17 protein-coding genes are annotated in these 22,399 nt (G+C 38.3%); 5 read left to right on the top strand and 12 right to left on the bottom strand.

From position 1 onward, the window contains the following. Nucleotides 1–40: 40 nt before the first annotated feature. The 5 genes from OQ267_RS17825 to OQ267_RS17805 all read right to left on the bottom strand — a co-directional run bounded on the left by OQ267_RS17825 (nucleotide 41) and on the right by OQ267_RS17805 (nucleotide 6,005). Nucleotides 41–2,014, bottom strand: coding sequence for a DUF3732 domain-containing protein (locus tag OQ267_RS17825; RefSeq protein WP_265837276.1), 1,974 nt, complete (start codon nucleotides 2,012–2,014; stop codon nucleotides 41–43). After that, nucleotides 2,015–2,506, bottom strand: coding sequence for a three component ABC system middle component (locus OQ267_RS17820; protein ID WP_265837275.1), 492 nt, complete (start codon nucleotides 2,504–2,506; stop codon nucleotides 2,015–2,017). A gap of 14 nt (nucleotides 2,507–2,520) precedes the next feature. Continuing rightward, nucleotides 2,521–3,717, bottom strand: coding sequence for an ABC-three component system protein (locus OQ267_RS17815; protein WP_265837274.1), 1,197 nt, complete (start codon nucleotides 3,715–3,717; stop codon nucleotides 2,521–2,523). A gap of 292 nt (nucleotides 3,718–4,009) precedes the next feature. Then, a complete protein-coding gene (locus OQ267_RS17810) occupies nucleotides 4,010–5,071 on the bottom strand; it encodes a DUF932 domain-containing protein (protein ID WP_265837273.1) in 1,062 nt (353 codons plus the stop codon). 370 nt (nucleotides 5,072–5,441) lie between these two features. Continuing rightward, a complete protein-coding gene (locus OQ267_RS17805) occupies nucleotides 5,442–6,005 on the bottom strand; it encodes a hypothetical protein (protein ID WP_265837272.1) in 564 nt (187 codons plus the stop codon). A 429-nt stretch (nucleotides 6,006–6,434) separates the two neighbouring features. Between OQ267_RS17805 and OQ267_RS17800 the strand changes: the two genes are divergently transcribed. Then, nucleotides 6,435–6,824 (top strand): hypothetical protein, encoded by a 390-nt coding sequence (locus OQ267_RS17800; protein WP_265837271.1) that lies wholly within the window; start codon nucleotides 6,435–6,437, stop codon nucleotides 6,822–6,824. Between the two features lie 12 nt (nucleotides 6,825–6,836). Here OQ267_RS17800 and OQ267_RS17795 read toward each other — a convergent pair whose 3' ends face one another. Both OQ267_RS17795 and OQ267_RS17790 read right to left on the bottom strand, forming a co-directional pair. Further along, nucleotides 6,837–7,727, bottom strand: coding sequence for a hypothetical protein (locus OQ267_RS17795; RefSeq protein ID WP_265837269.1), 891 nt, complete (start codon nucleotides 7,725–7,727; stop codon nucleotides 6,837–6,839). Further along, nucleotides 7,724–8,491 carry a hypothetical protein gene (locus OQ267_RS17790; protein WP_265837268.1) on the bottom strand — a complete coding sequence of 256 codons (768 nt, stop codon included), beginning with the start codon at nucleotides 8,489–8,491 and terminating at the stop codon, nucleotides 7,724–7,726. The genes OQ267_RS17795 and OQ267_RS17790 overlap by 4 nt, the downstream gene beginning before the upstream one ends. 173 nt (nucleotides 8,492–8,664) lie before the next feature. Between OQ267_RS17790 and OQ267_RS17785 the strand changes: the two genes are divergently transcribed. Next, nucleotides 8,665–10,695, top strand: coding sequence for a dsDNA nuclease domain-containing protein (locus tag OQ267_RS17785; protein ID WP_265837267.1), 2,031 nt, complete (start codon nucleotides 8,665–8,667; stop codon nucleotides 10,693–10,695). Nucleotides 10,696–11,154: 459 nt separating this feature from the next. Here the strand turns inward: OQ267_RS17785 and OQ267_RS17780 are convergent, their stop codons facing one another. Next, nucleotides 11,155–11,436, bottom strand: a complete 282-nt coding sequence (locus OQ267_RS17780; protein ID WP_265837266.1) for a helix-turn-helix domain-containing protein — start codon at nucleotides 11,434–11,436, stop codon at nucleotides 11,155–11,157. A gap of 189 nt (nucleotides 11,437–11,625) precedes the next feature. Here OQ267_RS17780 and OQ267_RS17775 point away from each other — a divergent pair, with 189 nt between their 5' ends. Together OQ267_RS17775 and OQ267_RS17770 are read left to right on the top strand one after the other, a co-directional pair. After that, nucleotides 11,626–13,680: an AAA family ATPase gene (locus OQ267_RS17775; RefSeq protein WP_265837265.1), complete on the top strand. Its 2,055-nt coding sequence runs from the start codon at nucleotides 11,626–11,628 to the stop codon at nucleotides 13,678–13,680. A 4-nt stretch (nucleotides 13,681–13,684) separates the two neighbouring features. Continuing rightward, the gene (locus OQ267_RS17770) at nucleotides 13,685–14,737 is read left to right on the top strand and encodes a hypothetical protein (RefSeq protein WP_265837263.1); all 1,053 of its coding nucleotides are present in this window, start codon (nucleotides 13,685–13,687) and stop codon (nucleotides 14,735–14,737) included. 184 nt (nucleotides 14,738–14,921) lie between these two features. Here OQ267_RS17770 and OQ267_RS17765 read toward each other — a convergent pair whose 3' ends face one another. From OQ267_RS17765 to OQ267_RS17755, 3 genes are all read right to left on the bottom strand, one after another. Further along, nucleotides 14,922–17,282: a hypothetical protein gene (locus tag OQ267_RS17765; protein ID WP_265837261.1), complete on the bottom strand. Its 2,361-nt coding sequence runs from the start codon at nucleotides 17,280–17,282 to the stop codon at nucleotides 14,922–14,924. Between the two features lie 351 nt (nucleotides 17,283–17,633). After that, a complete protein-coding gene (locus OQ267_RS17760; protein ID WP_265837259.1) occupies nucleotides 17,634–17,819 on the bottom strand; it encodes a hypothetical protein in 186 nt (61 codons plus the stop codon). Between the two features lie 176 nt (nucleotides 17,820–17,995). Further along, complete coding sequence (locus tag OQ267_RS17755) at nucleotides 17,996–18,280, bottom strand: alpha/beta hydrolase family protein (RefSeq protein ID WP_265837258.1); 285 nt, start codon at nucleotides 18,278–18,280, stop codon at nucleotides 17,996–17,998. A 580-nt stretch (nucleotides 18,281–18,860) separates the two neighbouring features. Between OQ267_RS17755 and OQ267_RS17750 the strand changes: the two genes are divergently transcribed. After that, on the top strand, nucleotides 18,861–19,859 hold the full coding sequence (locus tag OQ267_RS17750) for a phage exclusion protein Lit family protein (protein WP_265837256.1): 999 nt from the start codon (nucleotides 18,861–18,863) through the stop codon (nucleotides 19,857–19,859). Nucleotides 19,860–20,779: 920 nt separating this feature from the next. Here the strand turns inward: OQ267_RS17750 and OQ267_RS17745 are convergent. After that, nucleotides 20,780–22,387, bottom strand: a complete 1,608-nt coding sequence (locus tag OQ267_RS17745) for a RagB/SusD family nutrient uptake outer membrane protein (RefSeq protein ID WP_265837255.1) — start codon at nucleotides 22,385–22,387, stop codon at nucleotides 20,780–20,782. Nucleotides 22,388–22,399: the final 12 nt, after the last annotated feature.

Raw genomic sequence — 22,399 nt, 5'->3', positions numbered from 1 at the left:
CTTTATATTTTATTTAAAGTTTTTCTTCGTGTGAGTTAATTCAATTCAACCACGATTTTGGTATTAATGCATCGTCATACTCGCCATCTCTCCATCTTTTAGTTTTAATGACGTTGCAATACTCTTTCCAACTGTCCTCTCCAGCGTGCTCCAAAACGATTATTTGAACCTTTCCTTTTGTATTTGTATTAAATGCTGATAAGACTTCAAATATCTTCTTCAATTTAATTAAATCTTCCTCTTGAACAGATTTATCATCATTTATTTCAGGAAAATAGGCTTGACTAGGTTGATCAAAAACAATAAATGGTGGTACTTTATTATCATTTAAGCCAATTAAATATTCGTGAATACCCAAATAAGTTGAAATGTGATATGCCATGTGGTTATGCCCACTACCAACTTCCCAAAATCCAGTTTCAGTACCGAGTTCGTCAAAAAATTTAAGTGTCAAAGCATCATTAATGTCTAAGTCTATTCTATCGCCACTTTTCTCAGCTTCGAACATCAATGCATACTTTTTTATATTTTCTGATATTTTATTTAATGCATAACGCTCACGATTTTTTAACTTTTCATTTCCAACCTCTTTTTCCATTTTGGCAATAGAGTTCTCATATTGTATTATTTTATCATCATTCGTATCTAATCCTTTATTATATTCTTGAAATTGACTTAATGTTAGCTCAACTTGCCCTAAATATCTATAAATTGCGTTCTGGTTTTGTTTTAATCTTTTAAACTCCCCATCCTCTCGCTGAAGCGCACTAATCTGATTTCTTATATTATTAATTTCGTTCTCTTTCTCTGTAATTTGCTTCTCCAATTTTTTACGTTCATTCAAGTAAATTTTGGCGGAATCTGCAACCTTGTCTGAAACCTTTTCAAATTCCGAAAGTAGTTGAGATAAATTTTTATGATATTCACCGATGTGGTCAGTAGTAGAATTACATAGTGGGCAAGGTTTATTATAGTCTAATTTCTCTTGGAGCCAACTTACAACACCAAGCCTGCCTTTTTTGGTTAACGCATTATCGCCAATTTCCTTATTATTCGCTTGTATGCTTCTAATAATCGAAAGTCTTCGCCCCAAATCCTGTAGCTGGTCGGAAGATTCCAATTCTCTTTTATTTAAAGAATAAAGTTGTTCGGCGGCTAATTGAGTAGCGTGTTCTGGAACCCGAATTTGTTCAATATCAGCTGTAGCAATAAGTTGTAATTGTTGAACAAGGAAATCTTGATCTAATTCTTCAACATCGGTTTCCCTTTTAATTATTCCAAATTCCAACCCAATTCTATAATAATTTATTAGTTCTTGATTTAATCTAGACAATCGGTATTCTTTCATATCCCTGTCTTTGATTAGAATTCCTAGTTGCCTTTTCAGCCCTTTAAGTTCTTCTCGTAACTCCAAAATTTTATTACTAATTACCCCAAGGAGATAAGGGAATAAAACTTTTAGTTTTTCACGATGAGCTGTAGAATCAGTCTTGAAGAACATTGTGGATTGGTTAGCAACCAAATACTGTGGTTGAAAATTCAGAGATATAGCGTTACGATAACTGGGCTTTTGAGTGTCAAACGATTGTACATAATCATTTGTAGTCAATCCAACATCAGCAAATCCTAACATAGTATTTAAATACTGCTTTATCTGCACGATACTAAATGGATAATCATCAACTGAGGTAGGTATTGAAACTATTTTATCTTCTGTTTTAAAAAAGTCATTAGAAACACCCGATATACCTGGTTCTGCCCTAGCAATTAAAATTTCTTTACCTTCTAATGCAATAATAATTCCAAATGCCTTTACCTTATTCCTGATTATACCAGAAGGAATTGAGCATTTTGAACTCCCAAGACAATAATCAATTATTGAAATAACCGAGGATTTACCCTTACCACTTGCACCTGTAATAACATTAACCTTATCAATTATAAACTCAATTTGTCGTGGGGCCAATTCCTCATTCTTTGGCCATAATATTATCGACTTGATTCTAAAGTCCATTTATATATCTAAATTTAAGTACATTAAAAATTCTACGTCAGAAAGATTTGAAAACCATCCACCTAATTTCCTAGCAGTCCTGACCAAGTCGCCTATTTCGATAGAAGGAGGGCTAAACTTTTGTTTTGGCGAGTCTATGTTACTACTGATTATGTTTGAGCTAAAGTCTATGTCTAATAAATTGGCTTTAATACAAATCAATAGAGAAAACATCGTTTTATCGAACATATTCCTTGTTTTTAGTGGAATAATATCAAATAATAATTTATTATCTTCTAACACATTATAAAAGCCTTTAATATTATTTGACCTTCCCTTTGCACTAGTAACAATATCCTTAGTGAAGAGAATCGGAAGTACTGGAAGCACTCGTTCCATCCTTGGCGATCGTTTGTCTTTATTTATACGTTCATAGGAAATCACAAACTCATTTAATAATAAAGCACCTAAGGAACTATTCTGATAAATATCAAATACATTTTCTACTTTCATTTGTTCGCTTGTATTTATTTTATTTCCGTCTGCCAATCAGGGTGCCATCCTATTATAAGTTTATCTGACAAGATGTGTAAGCTTCCAAGTATCGTATATGGCTGAATAACTGGATATCCGGCTAAACTATATCCAGCTGCATTTGATGAATCTATGTATATCAGGTTTCCAACATCCGCCTTTGTCAATGTAGGTTTGGTCTTAGCCTCTATTAAATGTCTTTTTTTATGCCCTTTCCAATTTCGGGAAATGTCACTTTCTAATTCATTAATATCTTCTTGACAAGGAATAGTGCCATTTTCTGCCCATCTATCCCGTTCTTTCGAAGCGCGGAGAAAATGATCTATTGCATCAACAATGTCATCTTCATCAGCTTCAATCAAACTCAACTGTTTAATAAATATTTTATCCTGTTGTTGTTGCCTTTCGAAGTCAAATACAGGTATAGCTGAAACCGCCTGTTCGATAAATGGTCTTTCTAAGGATTCCTTAATATATACGTCTTTTATATCAATTAATTTCTGAGCTTTAATTGTACCTTCTTGACCTTTTGCCCATTTTCCAATTATATCATTAACCAACCATCCAAAGATTTTCTCATACACAGAATTAAAAGGAACCTCAGAACCAATTCTCAAATTGGTTTTAATCTCCTCTTTAAACTTATTTCTATCTGGATAGAACTCGTCTGCAGATAAAACAATTTTAGCAAGTAAATTTATAAAGTCTTCCTTTGAGTAGTCAGTTACAATATCATCGTGCAATTCTTTTGATTTACCTTTCAACTTACTTCCTATATCGAATAATTCGTCATAAAATCCTTCAAGTATGTTGCGGTCAGTTTTATAGTCGCTGACATAGTTAGCTTTATGAAGTTTAGAGATAGTTGATGTTGATGAAACTCTCTTATTAGTTGACAGAACGAACCGTGCTTTCTCCCTGGGGAATCTCCTCTGAATTGATAACCAAATGGAAAAGGTTTTCCATAGGTTTATATTAGAGTTTGAGAATGGATTACTTTTTCCAGTTACACTTTTATCCTGCTCGTATATTCTGTTAATCTCTTGACCCGATTTTAATTGAGAAACAACATCATCATCCGTTTCTATTGAAACAAAGTCGATGTCTGATCTTGATAGCCAAAATATGGCACGCTCAAATTGATATAAATATCCTAATGCTTGTCCTGATGCAGATTTACCTAACGCCATAACTATAACGAGGTAACTTTAAACCAAAAAAAAACTTCTTTATTTCCAGCATTATGAAAAACGTTAATACTATTACCTTTATACAATAATAATAATTTAATATTCAAAACCCTATTGAATTAGAATCGTCGAGATAATTATTTGATTCAAAAATTTAATGAATTTTATTAAAAAACACATTATTGAAACCTTATAAAGTAATTAATGCCCGCAAGGGCCGCCCGAAATTTTGGGCATAGCAAAGCACTAAGAACAAGATGCCCTTAGTGCCTAATTTATCATAAAAAACATCCTAATTTAGCGCATTTACGCCAATCCTAGCAAAATCACTGCATAAATCAAATGTAGCCTGTGCCTTTCCCAATGCGTTGCCCGACATTATGAAATTGAACTTGGCTTCATCCGTTTTGTAGCTTTTCACATTCTGAAAATAGCCCGTAACGGAATTGTAAGCACCAAACAAAGTTCCTTTTGTGGTTTCCATTTGTTGGCTTGGACTTGTACCCGAATATTCCAAAACCTTATCAACTACATTGCTGAACAGACTTGAAAACTCATCGGGTCTGCCTTTTTGTATGTTCTCTAATGTTTCCTTATTTGGCGCCATTGCCATTTGCACCAACTTCTTAACCTGCTTATCGGTAATCTTGACCTTTGCCCACTGGTTAAAAATCTGCTCCATTTCTCCACCCAATTGGTTGGTGATGCCTAACAGCTGGTGTGCCTGCTTCAACCTTTCGTGTGCGCTTGCGGTATGTCGTATTTTTATCGCCCCTTTTTGGTTTCGCAATGCGGCATTCAACGTATTTTGGCAACAAATTCTAATCGGTGTAAACGATGCGGTAATGCTACCAAAACCATCGTGCGAAGTGGTGAGAAACAAATATTGCTCAATCAAATCTGATTTACCAACCTTGATAAACTCGGGCAGTTTTGCAGTTATAAAAATCCGTTCGCCCTTGCCCAATGCTCCTGCGGTCTCGTACAAAATCCCATCTCCACCGCCAACGATACTATCAAAGAACGAAAAGGCGTCAACGTTCTGCACCACTTCGTAATCTTTACCGACTACGCCCAAAACCTGATTGGTATCAGTGCGGAGCGTGGCAAAATAATCGGGAACTTCAGTTTCAGTATGCGCCAACAAATCGGGTTCATCCTCCTGCGGTTGTCCGTTATCAACCGTAAACAACCGACGTTTTTCGACCGTATAGTTTAAACCTGCATGTTTGATGGCTTCCGCACTTGTCGGATAGTCCTCTATGATCGTGCCCAGACTGTGCCACGCTTTTTGCTTCACACTAAAAAAGCTATGCTTTTCGGTCTTGCTATTATAATTTATGTTGTGTGCCATGATTGATATTTTTAATGTTCCTAACTCTTGATAATAAAATCTCCGTTTCCAGTACATTGATATTTGCCGTATCGCTAAGAGTCATTTTCGATTGGGTCTCTATCTCGTGTACGATATCTGATAGCTGTTTAAGGTCTGCGTGGACTGCCACACGTATCATGATAAAAATCGTTTCGTATTTCATCGTTTTTGGATATGTTGTTTCTTGAACTTGTCGAGTTGCTGATAAAAAGCATTCGGGTTTTCCTCCTCGAATTCTACGCCGTAGCCAGTCCAGTACAACTGGTCTAAAAATTCTATAAATGCTTCAAGCATGATTTATTGATTTGATTAAGAAATTAACCGCCCCCGATTTGGAGGCGGTCATTGGTTACTTGATTGGGAAATGAATATCCCCCTCGATTTCAGCAAGCTTATCTATACATAGTTTATTTACCATCGTTGCAACGGCATTGATAATAAAAGGGTTCTTCGTTGTAAACTCTCTGCCTTTATCATCCTCTATGGTCAATTCGCAACGCTGAAAATGGTTGCTTTCCGTTTCGTCCGCATCATCTTTTTGCAACACCTCAAATTCCTCCAATGTGGTGATGGTTTCCAATAATTTGCCCCTTTGGTTGATACGGCGGTTGAGTTCTAACGCAAATTTGATGGTGGCATCCAAATTCAATTGCGGTTTCTGCTCCTGCAAAGCTTCCCTCAATTCCGCTTTTGTAGGCTCTGCCTTTGGTGCTTCGGGTGTAACCACTAGTTTTACCGGTTCGTTCTTCGTCTCGATGGGCTTTGTGGTCTCTGCTTCCGATTTTTGCTCTTCCTTAGCTTGGGTTTTGGTGGCATCCTTTAGAGGTAATGACGGACGGATTGCCCTTTTTTCTGTTGCTTTATTAACTGTTGTTGCGCTGTCTTTTCCGCTTCCGATTGCTGTTGTTTTCATGATTGCTAAATTTTAATCTGTGTTCAATAAATATTTCTACTATCTGCCCAAAAAGGGCGGTTCTCGCAATGCCCTGCGGTCTGACCGTTTGGGCTGTGGGTTCGGTTGGTGGGCTTCTGCCTTTTGTGCTGTGCATGGGTCTATCTCCTTTAAAAAATGCTGTCGGCTGAAGCCTCCTGCCTTTTTGTTAAAAGCCCTCACTTGATACAATCCGATAGGCAGGCAAGACTTTGCGAAAAAAAATACTACCCGAGCGAAGCGAGGTGTGGAGATTTTTTTTCAGCAAACCCCTTTAGGGGCTTGGTCTTGACGAGGCTAATGGATTGTTCAGAAATTTTGGAACAAAAAGGTTGAGGAGAATTTTTCGCACCTTACCATACTTCACGGGAATTGGCTATTTTTATCCAGATTTTGAGACGGCTCGGCGCTATGCAGGCAAAAAAGAATAAAAAGAAAATCGTTGTACATACCACCCAGCCAAGGGCCGTTCGTCTGAGAAGGGCAAAAGTCTGGCTGGAAAGTTATGCGGGGAAGAAACTGGTTAGGGCTTACGCGAAAAAATACGGGGTCGATTTGCTGTGTGCCATTGCCGGACTGCGGATGCTGGGCGTGGAAATAAAGGCGGAATACGAACAGGCGGTTAGAAATACAATCCAGCAACAGCTGGAACAGAAGCGTTTGAAAAAGCTGGAAAAAGAGGAAATTGAGGACACCAGCGGATATAAAGACTGGGACTTTGCATTCATTGCAGGGTACACCAGTGGCGGTGCGCCCTATGGCATCCGTCAGGAGGATATTTTAGAAGAGAATGACAACTAATAGCTTGCAACCCTATTCGTCATTGTGTTTATCTGGTTCAATTTTATAATCTCTATGTATAAACTTTATAAACTCAGGGATGCAGATTCCGATTAGCACGGGAAGTTCGCACCTGTAATCGTTATCTTTCAAGTGGGCATCATTGCCAATTACTTTCCCCAAATTATCCATGTGAGTAAATAAGCTACGTGTAATATGCTGTAGATATGGAAATAAGGGATAGTCTGGTGTCTTCAGATCCAAAAGGTCAGGCAGGGATGTTTCATAAGGATTATTGATGGTTTTTGGTATCCTAAAATAAGCAAGTCCATTTTTTATGGTAACAATCGGCTCTTTACCATCATGAATGATTGAGTTCCTTATCTCTCTAATAATGTTTAGCGATTTCCTCATATTTTTAAAAACAGAAACAACCGGCTCAGAAAAAATCTCGGTGCTCCATTTATGTTTGTTTTCAAAAGTTTTTAGCAAGTCACTAAGTGAATCGGTACTCACTACTCGTAGTTTTAGAAATTCGGTGTTGACCACTATTCTGGCGAATACCGCCATAAGATCATATATAGTCCTGACATTTGTGACATAACTTTCAACTAGATTGCTAAGGTAAAGCGTTTTTAGCCCAACCTCGGTTATTCGATCGTTAAGCACATATAGCATTTGATGATAGCACACAGATAAGCTATGAACATCATTGGTAAAAGCCTGAATTGCACCCCTTACTTCGCCATACTTCCTCTTTACCTCATCAGGATGATCAATTAAAAATTCGCCAGTTGCACGGAATTGTGCAGTGTGCCAGGTTTCCACTATGCAGATTAACCATGATGCGAGCGACTCGGGATCATTTTGCCATTTCTCATAGTTATACCCTATAACCGTCCCTTTTATAAAAAGAGTGCTCATAAACCTAAATAGGGCTTAACAACCTCAAATATGGGAGCTGCAAGAAGATTAGTAAAGGTACCGATGCCCACGTCTTTCATTAAACCACCAATGGTTGACAATTGAGGCATAACATCCCTATCACGTCCCAATTGTACAATTGCATAATCCATCTCCATAGCAAAATCTTTACGAATACTTTCGTCAACCTGCTGGATATCCCTTTTCAAAATTTCCAAAAAATCTTTGATTTGATCTTTTTGCAGGTGATTGTGTTGTGTCTGAACGGAATGATCTGAGTTTTGTTGGAACTGAAGGGGCGCGTTTACGTTACCCACATTAATGGTATTGTTAACGGTCTGCCCGTGTTTTTGCTCTTCTGATTTCATACTTTGTTTTTTTATCCATTTATCAAATAATTCCACATAGGCTTCGTTCGTACTCCGTTTCTTTAATATTTGAAATATCTCATATTGCATATGTACAATAAACTCTTCCTTTTTTCCGGGGTGATTTGTGAGATAAAAATTAAAGTGGTGATTTATTAACCCATCAATTTTGTAAGAAGGTCTAATCCTTAATAGTTTTGAAACAAACTGATGGTCGTAATCCTCAGCAGTAACATCAGTATAAATGTGGCTACTTTGATACTGATCCCTTTCTCCCCAATCACCCCTTACACGCTTTCCAAAGCTTGCATATATACGCTGGCTACCTAAATTTTCTAGTTGATATACTTCATCCGGTAGACCGTTTTGGGCACTAATATCAAAAAATGGATTCATGGACATTAAGTTTAAATGCAAATATACCTGATCTAAAAAATGATTTTCATATTGTTTTTAAACAAGTGACTGAAACCTATGGGACAAGTAGCATAGCTAGGATACACTAAAAAGAGTTCAGTGATATAGATTTAAACTTTAACTTCTATTAACTTTACCTTAAATTAATGGATATGAGTACCAATAAACTATACCTTTTCAGTAAAGACACGGGAGCGACGGCAACCGAACAGGGCTATCATTATCAAAAACTGAAAACCTTAAAGACCTGGCTCGAAAACCGCATTGCCAAAGTAGAAGAAGTTATCTACTGTAATTACGAAGACGACATATTTCAGCGAAATTTTAATGCTGGTACTTCCAAATTTAGGCAGATCAAGCTGTATTCTTCAAACTTCTCATTTTCGACTGAAGAGATAACCAAGAGCATTACAAATTTTTTCATGCTGTTCACCAAAGGCGACTATCTCTATGACGATGCCCAGTTTGTTTTTGAAACTAATTCTTCCATCGCAAGGGAAATTCGCGGAAACGATGCGAACCTGCTAAAGGAATGGAACGAGAACCAGGGCAACATGAGCGGCGATCTGGTGACCCGTTGCGCAACACGCGTAAAAGCCATCGTCGATACCTATGTAAAAGAAGGTTATGCCAAACAAATGGCTGGGGATACTACAGGAGATTTTCTAAAGGCTAAAAATTATTATGAGCAGCTTCCGGATGAATTTTGGGAAGCTTTTATCAAATCGATCAGGTGGCAGTTTGAATCTGTCCAACAGAACGAGGCCATCCCCAAACTCCTTGAAGAAATAGAGGTATTGATCGCGCAGCTGCCCCTACCTATAGAAGTTAAATCGGCTTCAACCTATTTGGCTGTTCTTCATTATGAGATCGCTACCAGAACGGCAGAACCTGATGAACAGGAGCGCATGTTGACCAATGAATTGCTGGATGTGGTCATATTGAATAAAGGGTCGGAACGAGACAAGTGGTATGCCGAGGTATTTCAGAAATGGTCGGCAGTTGCCGCCATCAATATCTTTACCGTTGGTTCTTTTTATGAAGTGATAGATGCTGCAAGGTATTGCAGATGGAATCTGCCTCGATCAGAACATTCGGAGGTCTGGTTAAGGCTTTTGAAAATGTACATTCATCTTCCCGAAACGATTGTTTTATGCAAGCGTAAGGCAATCTACGAGTACCTGTTCCTCAAAATGTCGCCTGATATGACAACGGGAAGGCCTGGTGGTTCGATTGAGAATGAAGTTGACCTCATCAAATTTTATTTCGAGAATTTTCAGGAGCGTAATTCGCTGGCAGATATTGAGGATGACATCACGCTGTTACAGATCGTGTTCACACAATGGATGAAAACCCAGGATTTTATCGATCCCGAACTGATTACCCAATGGCGCACCATAATAGAGGATTATATCGAGGAGCGTCTTGTCTCGCCCCGCGACGTTGATGAACAATGCCAGTTATACGACCTCAAAGGGTCAACAATACTCCATTTCAATGTTGGCCGGGATAAAGCAGGTAAGGTGAACGAGGCCTTGAACGTCTATCGGCAAATCATTCCGCTACTGGGGGAAACCAAACTTTATACCATATCCAGATTAAGCGACCTGCTAAAGCAAATGATCGATGTTTACATCCAATTTGGCATACAGAATGACGAGGTAGTAGATGCCATCGAAGAATTTCTTTCCGAGATTGCCGAAAAAGCTGTTCAAACCGGAAACCAGCATAACCAGGCGCATGAGTTTGTTGAACGTGGCGTAAAGTATCTGAAACAAGGCGGGGCTAAAAATTTTCTTCGAGCCTTGGACTGCTTTCAGAAATCAGCAAAGCTTTGGCTGTTAAATGATACCAAAGACGGCTACATTCTGGCGATGATAAACATAGCCCAGCTGTATAGTGCATTGGACGCAAATCTTGCCGGAAAATATTATGCACTATGCGGTATCTGGTCATCTTTCAATTTTGGTGACGCCGATTCATTTAAACGAATCCCGGATAGCTATGCAATGGTATTCCATGCAGATTTTAAACAGGGTGCCTGGATGAGTGCGTTGGGAGATTTTCTGAATTTCATAAATACCAGGCAGCAATTTGACCCCCAAAAAATTAGTACTGTCGATACGGTTAAGAGAGTCAAGCAAAGTGTTTTTTTGCTTAGCGAGCAAACGTTCGGCATCTGAAAACATTCGCATCTCTTTTATTTCCACATAAAAGTCGTCACTGTCTTTTTTGACCAAAAAATCAGGGTGCTTTGTCGTATTTGGTAATTTTGGATGAATAGTCAAATCAAAACCTTGATTTTTAAAATAAGCGTGCATTCCCAATTCATAAAATGCAGGTTGGAAATCAGATTTAAGTCGCTGTCTAATTTCAAATTTCTCAGAATCTGGATAAATGCTATACCAGAGTTCCATGACTTCCCTTATTGGATCTACATCATCTCGGCCAGTATTGTTAAAATAGTCGAATGAATTTTCATTCCCAAAAGCAGGACGTGTTTCTGTCCTAATTTTTTCATCGAAAAGTTTATCATTTAACATTTTGCTAATTTATATATTTCCTTTGACGGTTTTCTATAACTGATTGTGTCTAATCGATCTATCAAATACTATCCATAATTTAGATGCCAAAAAAAAGGATTAAAATCTCTTCTGATGCTTCCCTTCAATGAGTGCTAATACATCATCATATTTATAGAACATCAAGCCACCAACTTTACTAAATTTAAGTGTTCCTGTGTCCCTAAGACTTTGGAGGGTTCCAGGCGAAATGCTCAAAAGTTTGCGGACTTCGTAGCTTTTCAGCCATTCTTTTTGCTCGCTATTTTTATGAAGCTTTTGTCCAGGCCTTCTTAATTCTGAAAATAGTTCCTGTTTGAACTGTTCTAAATCTTCTTTGGTTATAAATTCGATAGTTCCCATAATTCGTAATTAAAAATGATTGACAAATTTGTAAAGTTTGGTTTGTCTTATTTGGGTACTTGTTGACAAGGTAGCTATATCTAATTATCCTAATGGATTGGAACCTTGATAAGTTGAGTTAACTATTGACTCACAGTCATGTTGAAACCTGCGAATATTTTTGCATCTTTCCATATAAAAAAAAGTAAAATGACTAAACAAAAAACGCTCCCAACAGACTTTAAAATAATAGCTATAAAACCACTTAAGGACTGTAAGATTGAACTGATTAAGGTTCTAAGAGAGGAACAACCATATTATTTTTTTAACGACTACCAGCTAGATAAACACGATCGATTATCGTATAAAAAAACCTATCCTGATTGTTTGTATGACTACAAAAAATTAAAAATTAATATTTCTGCAATAGCTGGAAAAAATGGATCAGGAAAAAGCACAATCAGCGACCTACTTTTTATGTCCATAAATAATATTGCATATTATTTTAAGATGAAGCATGACCTTGTGCCAGTGATTGGCTTAAAAGTCGCTTTATACATCAAGATTAAATCATATCATAAAATCTTGATAGACGGGTATAATTTGGCTGTTTTCGACTATGACGAAGATGGAAAGTTGCTCAATGAAAATCAAATTGACAAAGATTTTACGAGAAATTCAATGTTCTACAGTATCTGTATGAACTATTCTCACTACGCGTATAATAGTAATGATTATACTTCAATCGGTCAACAAGACTGGTTGTCAGCACTTTTTCATAAAAACGATGCATACCAAACACCCATCGTAATTAATCCTTGGCGCGACCAAGGCAACATAATTATAAATCGTGAGAATGAACTGGTAAAGTCACGTTTAGTAGCTAATCTGTTAAGGCCATCAGCAAGCAAAACATACGATTTCAGAAATATTACAGAAAATTTAAGGGCTAAGAAATTGAACCTTTCCGTAAATAAAGATAAATTCTACAACAAGGAGTTATACAGAAAAAATGCAAAAGATGATAATGGTAAAGATTTGATCATTAAGGTCACCTATGAGAGATTAATGAATGAAGGTAAAATAAAAACAGAGGAAATACTTAAAAAAATAAATAGATCATTCGATTTTGGCTATAAAGTCTATCAAATTGAGGCAGATGATGTAGAAAAATTTGCCCTAGATTACTTAATCCGTAAATTGATTACCGTCTCTATTAAATATGAGGAATACAATGGATACTATAGTGAAACAGAAGATGATTTTGATTATAAATCAGTTCATAAGTTCATCTCTTTATTAGTTAAAGACCCTAGCCATATCGCATTCAAATTCAAACAGACCTTAAATTATCTAAAGCATAAACATATATCGCTTAAAAATGAGTATCAAGAGCTTGATGATATTTCTACTGAAATCCAAAAAGTCATCGATAAAAAGAAAACGCACAGGGACAAGATAATTGAACTAATTCCACCCCCAATTTTCACAGTTGACATTATTCTTGAGCCAATAAAGGGAGGCTTGGAAGAAAATATACCTTTCAGATTGCTTAGTTCTGGGGAAAAGCAAATAGCATTTTCCATGAGTTCGGTTTTGTATCATCTAGTAAATTTGGATTCTGTAAGGGCCTCAACCAAATCGAAAGTTAAGTATAGACATATTCAAATTGTATTAGAAGAAATCGAGCTATACTTTCATCCCGAAATGCAACGTAGATATGTAAGTTTTTTACGTGACAGCATTATAAACCTTGAACTTCAATTTATCAAAAATATTAGTGTTTGCTTTGTTACGCATTCGCCCTTTATATTGTCGGATATTCCAAATTCAAATATTATGTTTTTATCTCTAGAAAATGGGAAATCAATTCAAGTAAACAAATCACAGAAAACATTTGCAGCAAATATACATAACCTTCTAGCAAGTGGTTTTTTCATGAAGGATGGTTTATGCGGTGAATTTGCAATTGATCAAATTAATTTGACAATTCAATTTCTAAATGACACTATAAGACTCAATAAATTACGTTCAAAACTTTCTGAGAACTCTAACGACGAACAGCAACTTGATCTGGTAGATGAACTTGAAAGCAGGCTTTTGAATGACAAAAAAGAAAATCATGCTCTTCTAATTCGTAACGTCGCAGAGCCTGTCTTGGCAAGTAAGTTAACTGAAATGTATGACCAAGCTTTCTACAATGCCGAACAGGATAGAATTAGATCTGAAATCGCCGCACTTCAACAGTTATTACTTAATAAATAATTAGATGCTTTTTATAGACAAAGATGAGCCGTCAATCATCCAGGCGAGAGAATTGCATTTAAGCAGAGTCTCGTGTCGAATCCGAAGAAAATTAGATGGTACAAAATGTAATAATCAACAATGTGAAATTTGTAATCGGGTAACGCATAAGATTAAAAATGTTTCCAATAAGATCGTCGAGATTTTAACGGATGAAATTTTCTTGAAGACCATTTTAGTAGGTTTACCACAGGAGCTTTTTGAAATGTGCGAATTAGTTTGGTCAGAAATGGTGCCTGGTTTTAATTGGCAGGAATACGAAGTTTTTTTAAAAATTAAGAACTCCAAAAATCCTACTCAACTCCAAAATATCATAATTAATAAATATCTAAATAGCCATAACCTATTGAGAAAAATCTTCGATTATGATGATTGGTTCAAAAATGGTAAAGATCAGGTACGCTATGATGCCTATCAATTGGCGACAAATCTAAATCGATATACTTGTACCTACTGTAACAGATCATATACTCACACAATAAAAACCAAAGATAATCATAAGGTAATGCGCCCAACCTTTGATCATTGGTTTGCACACACAAGACATCCACTCTTGGGGCTATCTTTTTATAATCTTATTCCAAGTTGTGCGCTTTGCAATAGTTCGGTAAAGGGGTTTAAAGAATATCTTATAAGTTCACATTTGCATCCCTATATAGACAAGGATTGCTGCGATCATATTACGTTTGATTACTCGCTAGATGATGAGACTCGAAAGTATAAAATTAACCTGATTCCCATTGCTGGAGCAGATCGCGCAGTTAAAAGTTATGAAGATTTAATGATCAAGGAAATCTATTCCTCACATCAATCTGAGTTATCAGATTTAATTAGGATTAAAGATGCATATTCTCAACAATATATTTCTGAAATGATGAACACGTATTCTGCAGCAGGTCTGACACATGAAGAAGTTTATAGATTAGCATTTGGTGTAGAGCTAAGCTCCGCAGACTTTCACAAACGGCCTCTAAGTAAGTTTAGTAAAGATATACTATCCAAATTAAAAATCATTTGATTAATAACAATAATGCCACGTAGAAATCATTACGCGAATTTGTATAATTCCGCAAAAAGCGATAAAATCTATAGATTTTTTGTTAATAATGCTTATATTGTAATCAGATTGTTCTTTAAAGTTAGTCAAATTGTATCAAAATAACTGGTGCCCAATTTGGTGCCCACTCAGAAATGACGATTAACTATTTTTGTACGATACCGGAAGTGCCACTCCTGAAAAGCTTGGAACTTGCAATTCCTTCAAGTGTTTCAGCAGAATAGCTACCCTGGCTGTCCGAATTTCCAATAGCAAAATTGGTGTGGTGGGTATAGGATAGTTTGTTCCTTAATTTTTTGAGATCTGAATAACGGAATCCGCCCAGGATATCGGTGAAATAGTTTCTTTTGTCATTGTTCCTGATATAGGAATAGATCAGCACAAAATGTCCCGGATCCCAAAAACTACGGGCATCAAATTCCGCACTTTCTTCATCTGCCAGCTCCCGCAAAGGAATAAGGTCAGCGGCATGGATATTGAAAACGATAATATCATTAAGGTTATGCCGGAGCTGTAGCCTGGCCAAAAAACGCAACAACCTGCTCTGGTCAAACGAATCAGCACAGTCCTCAAAATCCAGCACAAAAATCTGGTCCTCGCAAATCTTTTTTAGTTCCACCACCCTGGCACCCAGCTTATCGGCAACGGCAATCTCCGCCCGATAATCCATCATCGAAGTAGTGCCTGTAAAGCTTGAAATATCCAATCTGGTTAAAACATCCCTATCTCCTTTTTTCAACTGATCATCTGATTCCAGGAAACTGTATTTGAGCAGTTCGTAATAATTTTTGGCAGAAAAGTCATTGTCTTTCACCTCCCTGGGCTGTACGACCTGCTCTTTCAGTCCCTGCGTCCGGTCAAGCGGCAGGATTACATTAAATATGGTGCCACCAGTGAATAGCTTACTTTCCTGTACAATATGGGAAAACTGACTTTCAAGCGGTCCAGAATAATAAGTGTCCAGTCCACCGGACCTACCTTTGGTCTGCACCTTATACAACCCCGCGTTCTTTTTGATCAGGCTACCGAAAATGATCAGGCCCCAGTGTGAGGCTGTCTTAATCGCATTGTGGTTGAGCTTGATTTCAGCTGCATTGAAAAAATCACCAATATTGACGCTTCCGTCTTTCAAAAGCGCAATGTCAGAGGTATAGAGATCAGAATCTACTGTTATCCCCTTGGCGAGGTTGCTGATATTGCTTATCGTTTTTTCGATCATTCCCGCACTACCCTCATCAAAGATCGAAAGATCAAAATACTCAGAAGGAGCCGATGTGGCACCAGTCTGCTGATCCATTTCCAGTAAATAGCTCTCCACACCACTTTTGAGTTCACTGTTATCTTTTATTGAGCGCAGCTGTATCCCCTGATAAACCCGTCCGGTGATCACACCACGACGGTGTTCGGTATGGTCGATGATATTTCTAGCGAGTTCCCTGATACTCAGGAACAGGTTCCTGGTAAAGGCCAATAGCTCTTTCAGCCGGTCCAATAGCAGGTTCTGTTTAAGCAGAAGCGAACCGTCTTCCCCTTCATCATCTCTGACCACCATGGTGCCGATATTTCTGTTTACCAGAAAACTGAACAGGAAGGTAAAATAACTAGGCTGTCCCTGAAGACCATCAAATATCTTTTTGGCACCTGTCGTTAACTGGTCCATTTCAAAGTCCTTGAACCCTTTTTTGGTAAAAGATTTAAAGCCAATTGCCTTTCCCACTCCTGGACGCACCAGCTCGATATTGGGCTGCAGCAGATTAAATTCGCTCAACATCCTGCAATACTCCAGAAAGAATATTTCATTGGTATTTCCCCAATCGATACTATTCGAAAAATGACCGATTATCCTGCGTGTTTTACGGTAATTTATTTCAGCAGCCGTGCCCTTAGCTGTCTCCAGTTTTTTGATATATCCAAAAAGACTATCACTGTCCACCGGTTTCATCAGTTCAGCGGATGAAAGCGCAACGCGTGTGTCCACAAAATACCGCTGAAAAGTCGCTGGATTGATCGGAAAGATCAGCATCGGATCTATCGTTTCCCTTGCCCTCCCCTTTATTACCAGTTCATCAGCTATCTCAAAGGGACGTATCCCACTGATTGATTCATATACCGCCCTGATCCTGAAAAAACTATCCCTGAACCTAGCATAGGCGCTATATCCACCTGCACCCGGCAAACGCAAGGTAAACTGGATAGATGGAAAATGTGTTTTAAACAATGTTAAAACCCCGATAAAATTAATATCAAAATTCTCCAGTTCATCGCTCAGGTTTAAAAAAACAGTCCGCTGTAATGATGGGTTATCGTAAATCACCAACTTCAGGTCATGGTACAACCGGGAGAACAGGTTGGTATGCTGCACACTGATCACCTTGCTTTCACCCTCCTTCTGCGGAAAGGGTTCTACCTGAATAACCAGGCCAAAGTCTCCCCTTAAGTCTGCCTCGGGAAGGCTGGATTCAAGACCTTGGTAGTCAATTAATCGTATATCGTATTTTGGGATCACAAGCGCTTTTTTTTGATTTACATTATTTTTTAGCCATTGGTTTTGTACTAACCATCCATTTAGTACAACAACATTCCACGCCAGGAACCAATAAGCAGTTGTAACTGATGATTGCAAGGGGTAAACCTATACCTGTTCAACAGATCCTGAAAAACACAGGCAGATGGGGAATTTTATTAAAGGAGAGCGCATTTTGACCGGAATGCACAAATAAAAATGGTGTATTCATATGAGGTTGAGTAGGTTAATTGACTAAAGATTATAATAAAAACCACAAAAAGCAAAATCTCCACAAATAATTCAGGCAATTTCATTTGAAATACTCATAAATAGTGATAGCAGCTGCTCCCACTACAGGTCAAGGGGTAGTCGCTCAACAAAGCCATTTACCAGCCCCTGATACTCTGGCCTGTTACGCAGATCACCGTGACCCCCACCTGCAAGGACGTGTTTATCCCTGATAACCGAAGCCAGATTTTCATAGATCCGGTCCGCATGACCAGGCTCAATAACCGTATCCAGTTCATCATGTATCACAAGTGCCGATATAGTTATTCTAAACGCCTTCTTTGCGTTGTTCAATTCATATGCCGAGCAACGGCCAGCAATAAAGCCCATCTCGTTACCGACGAATAACCACTCTCCATAATTACCGCCGTCGCCTCCCTGCAGGTGGCCAGATGGGACACCATCGCCACGCCCATGGAATAACCCTATAGGATGATCTGTTCAGCGCGGTAGCCCAAACTCCTCCCATAATCATAAACCTGCTCCGCATCTGTATAGAGCTGATCCTGACCACAAAGTTCACCCTCAGACTTCCCAAAACTTCGGTAATCGGTCACCAGAACATTACAACCCCAGTCCAACACCATCGCATGATTATCCAAAAAGTTCTGCAGTTTTTTTGCATTCCCCTGGAAATACACCATCAGATAAGCATTGCCAGGCCGCTCATATAAAAACCCATTTAAACGCAGGCTCTCTTCAACCTCCACAAATACTTCCCTTACATATTCAGGCAGGGAAAACTTATAATTCTGATCCAGTTTTACCGGCTCAAATATTACAGCAGTTTGTTGCTGTAGGTGGGGATTTCGCTAAAAGTATGCAGTGATTCTCATTCCAAACTGTACACCCCGTTTTTTACCATCTGGTCCTGATGGTATCCTAAAGACTGCCCAAATATATCCAATCCGGCCTAATCTGACCTGGTCATTTTTCAAACAGTATTTGTAATTGTTGGTCCACTGACCCTCCATGTGATTCCCTAGAAGGCAATATTCAGCGTCTAAAAGGACATTTTAGACTTGGACTAACAGAAAATTACCTTCGATAAAAAATACTTCAACAAAAGATTTATAAGTTTCGATTTTAAGGCCTTTAGCGCATAGACAATTTAATTTCTCCATACCAAAACAATCAATGTCCGGAAAGCTTAAAACTGCTTAAAATGAGCCGAGTGGCCATTGAAGCGAAATAGAGTGGACAATATAGACCGAAAAAGCTGGCCACTATGCGCGAAAACAGGTGGATATTATTGCCGAAATCCCCATTTTGCTATCTTTACATCATCCAATGAAAACAATCAACGCTCACCATACCAGTCACGAAGGCCATCAGCCCATCCGGGTGCTCAGTCATAACCTGATCGGAAATCATGAAAACACCCACGCCAAATTTCTAAAGGCGCAAATTGAGGCAACCAAGAAAGGTCTTCAAGCGGGAATCAGTTATTATGTCAATGATTTTCCCATTTTAAATCAGCGTAACGGTCAACATCAAATACCCAACATCTCTGCGGATAACAAAATCAATATCCATGAAACCTTCTGCAGTTATCTTTGGTGCATTTCCTATTCCATTCCTGTTTTTTATGATGAAGGTATCGCCAAAGCCAACCTGAACCTGATAGCCGGCAAAGAGGAATATAAAATCGATACAGAGCTCCTAAATAATGTCCAGCAGCTCTTTGACTATGCCATGACAGTCATCACAGCCATTGTGCCCTGGGATAAGGCACAGCTGGTCAATCCCGAACTGTACAGCGAAGAGGAAAAGTTCTGGGTGGAACGCGCCAACAGCATCTATCTTTATGCTGCGAACTTTATGCTCTGTCATGAATTTGCCCATTTCGATCTGGGGCATCTTGAAATGGGAAAACGGTTAAAACTGAAAAACCATCATTGGGTTCAACTGGAAAGGGAGGCGGATCAACACGCTATAAAACTCCTCATGAAAGGAAATAGCAAACAATTGGACAGAACCCTTAAAGTCGGCATCCTAATCGGGATGATCTCCCTGCTTTTTCTAAACCGGATGACGGTTATGACCAAGCATCCGCACACCGATGAGCGTATACACAGCTTCCTCATGCAGCTCCAATTAGAGGACAATGATCCCCTATGGGCAATGGCCTGTATCGGGTACAAGCTTTGGGATAGCCAGTTCAACCATTCCATGGATTTCATTACCAGCCAGACCAGCTATAGGAAACTTTATTTTGACATCAAAAAACAATTTCAGGAGGTATTGAAATGGCTGCCCATAGCGATCTGCATGGCTCTACTGAGTTGATATAAGAGTATGTGTGACTCACATTAATTGAGTTTTAATTCTATTTATTCTTATGTCAGTAGAGACGCTGCGCTTAACTCTACGAATACAGGTGTTTCGGGAAAATTTGTTTCGAAATCCTGAAATGTTTTTTAATGAAACTTTTTTTTGCTTCGAAAAAAACGTTTCTATATCTGGTTAAAAAAGCCATAACGTCATTTTCTTTCTCAAAATAATTTTAGGTATGGGGGATTAAAATGAAGAATTTTCAGAAGAAAAAATTTTCGAACTCTAATTTGTTAACATAATCATACGAATGAAAATGGAATTAAAGACATAAAATTTATAGGCGGTACCAAAACATTTAGTAATTCCATGAGGCTCGATATGTCTGTTAATAGAGTTCCGAAGTACTCTACGAATTAGTTAAGAACAGCGTCTTTGACTCGCTTCGTATTGAGTTTATAAGCTCAATTTTATTCTTGTATCCGTAAAGACGCTACGCTTAAGCACAGAGGGTAATATAATTTGAATACCGAAATTCTGATTTGAACAAAAGAACGAATGTGCGTTAAGCTCGCATTAAAAGATGGTTCAAGAAGTCCAATAAAGATATAATTCAAACATTTCTAAGTCTAACTGATTGGATGGCCATGAGTAACGATATAGCCATGCTTTTAAGTATGGGAGGTATAAAAGCAGGAACCAATAGTAGGGATGCTAAATATTAACGATGTTAAAGCAGGCGTTAAAACGTATTAAATGAATGGAGTAACTCAAAACAAACAGTATTTTCTGAATTTAACAAAATAAAAGAGCAGCTTACAAAAACAGTAGATGCTGCTAAAGAATTTAGAAATAGATTAAAAAATATACTGTAGGTATGCACACAAGCAAAAAGGGTTGTTCCCTATGACGAAAACAACCCTTTAAATTAATTTCTAATTATTCATGGCATTGCCACGCAGATTTTTGTTGTTATCCAACTCCGCTTGTGGGAAAGGATAGTACATTGCACGCTGCGTCCAACCTATCGCCTTAAGCGGCTCAAGCCATTTTGCATCAGCCATACCCCAGCGTAACAGGTCAAAGTAACGAAGATATTCACCGGCTAACTCAACAAAACGCTCGTGCGCTATTATGCTTTTGATATTGTTTAGTGGCACGCCGTTTTTAGTAATATTTTGCGCCAATAGTCCATCAACATCAGGTATGGTGCCAGGAGAATGCTGATACCATAAACTCGGCTGTTCTGATGGCACTACGTTGTTGGCACGTGATCTAACCATGTTTATATACTGTTTTGCGCCAGCTATATCGCTCTTTTCGTTCAAACATTCAGCATACATCAACAATACATCAGCATATCTGATTAACCTGTCGTTTATGCCATTATCAAAATCAGAAACCTGCACATCAGGGCAGTATTTACGTGTTCCGTACAGATCTTTGTTGGTGGCCAGTTTGCTCATCCAGTAGGCGTAATCTGTAACTGTACCATCAATTTGCGTAAACTTAGCACCGTTATCGCACCAAAGCGTCATAAACTTGCGCGGGTCACCTGTCTCAAACTCATCATAAGTTTTTTTGTTCGGCGCAAGGTTCCACCATGCTCCACCAGTACCGTCAAACATACCTATTTCTTGCCAGCGCCATGAGCATGATAAATCGTCGCCCAACCACCCGGGGCCGTTAAACATCTGTACCTCGAAAACAGATTCAACATTATTTTCTGTCGCTTCAGAAAAATTGTCTTTATAAGCACTTACCAATTGATATTCTTTGCTATCAATTACTTTTTTCAATTCAGCTTCAGCACCGGCAAAATTAGCAGGCTGGCCTAATTCAAGTATTGGCCTGTATAGGTATGCCTTAGCCAAATAAGCCTGAGCAGAGCCCTTTGTAGCGCGTCCTTTAAAAGCAGCGTTAGCATACAATGCACTTCTAAGGGGCAGCAAATCTGCTGCTTTAGCTAAATCGCTTGTTATCAAAGCATATATCTGGCCTTTTTGTGAATTGCTGGAATAGTAATCAGCATCAGAAGTAACCGGTTTATCAATAAGCGGGATGGTTTCGCCAAACATCATGCCCAGGTGCAGATAAAAAACACCACGTAAAAAATAAGCTTCGCCTAGCATCCTGCTTTTTCGGGCAGGGTCTATTGGTCCGGTAAACTCGCTTATTTTAGAAATAGCCAGGTTTGATGCAAATACACCGTTCCACATGTCTTTCCATGTTCCTGCTAGCAAGCCATCGCTGGAAGGCGTGTTATAAGTATCATAGTACATCGGCTCCCACTTAAATGTATGATTAAAGTCATCGCCCGGCGCAAGTAATTCATAGTAGAATGATCGTGCATATCCGCCTTGTACTCTTCCTATCAATGCCTCATAAGCGGGTATTATTGCACCCTCTAACTGGTCTGCTGTTTTGTAATATGTATCGGTTGATAATTCTTGCGGATTTACCAGATTTAAATCAGGCTTGCAAGAATGCACCGCTATCAAAGTAGCAATGAATAGTGTCCCTATTTTAAATATATTTTTCATAATTATTTCAGT

The sequence above is a fragment of the Pedobacter sp. MR22-3 genome (assembly GCF_026240075.1).
Lineage (GTDB): Bacteria > Bacteroidota > Bacteroidia > Sphingobacteriales > Sphingobacteriaceae > Pedobacter.
This window is presented reverse-complemented; position numbering and strand designations above follow the sequence as displayed.

Bases quoted from the DNA above. Each gene is read 5' to 3' on its own strand.
- OQ267_RS17780 (WP_265837266.1), bottom strand. From the start codon at position 11,436: ATGGGAACTATCGAATTTATAACCAAAGAAGATTTAGAACAGTTCAAA.
- OQ267_RS17790 (WP_265837268.1), bottom strand. From the start codon at position 8,491: ATGAATCCATTTTTTGATATTAGTGCCCAAAACGGTCTACCGGATGAA.
- OQ267_RS17750 (WP_265837256.1), top strand. From the start codon at position 18,861: ATGAAAACAATCAACGCTCACCATACCAGTCACGAAGGCCATCAGCCC.
- OQ267_RS17745 (WP_265837255.1), bottom strand. From the start codon at position 22,387: ATGAAAAATATATTTAAAATAGGGACACTATTCATTGCTACTTTGATA.
- OQ267_RS17825 (WP_265837276.1), bottom strand. From the start codon at position 2,014: ATGGACTTTAGAATCAAGTCGATAATATTATGGCCAAAGAATGAGGAA.
- OQ267_RS17775 (WP_265837265.1), top strand. From the start codon at position 11,626: ATGACTAAACAAAAAACGCTCCCAACAGACTTTAAAATAATAGCTATA.
- OQ267_RS17820 (WP_265837275.1), bottom strand. From the start codon at position 2,506: ATGAAAGTAGAAAATGTATTTGATATTTATCAGAATAGTTCCTTAGGT.
- OQ267_RS17805 (WP_265837272.1), bottom strand. From the start codon at position 6,005: ATGAAAACAACAGCAATCGGAAGCGGAAAAGACAGCGCAACAACAGTT.
- OQ267_RS17810 (WP_265837273.1), bottom strand. From the start codon at position 5,071: ATGGCACACAACATAAATTATAATAGCAAGACCGAAAAGCATAGCTTT.
- OQ267_RS17795 (WP_265837269.1), bottom strand. From the start codon at position 7,727: ATGAGCACTCTTTTTATAAAAGGGACGGTTATAGGGTATAACTATGAG.
- OQ267_RS17800 (WP_265837271.1), top strand. From the start codon at position 6,435: ATGCAGGCAAAAAAGAATAAAAAGAAAATCGTTGTACATACCACCCAG.
- OQ267_RS17815 (WP_265837274.1), bottom strand. From the start codon at position 3,717: ATGGCGTTAGGTAAATCTGCATCAGGACAAGCATTAGGATATTTATAT.
- OQ267_RS17785 (WP_265837267.1), top strand. From the start codon at position 8,665: ATGAGTACCAATAAACTATACCTTTTCAGTAAAGACACGGGAGCGACG.
- OQ267_RS17770 (WP_265837263.1), top strand. From the start codon at position 13,685: ATGCTTTTTATAGACAAAGATGAGCCGTCAATCATCCAGGCGAGAGAA.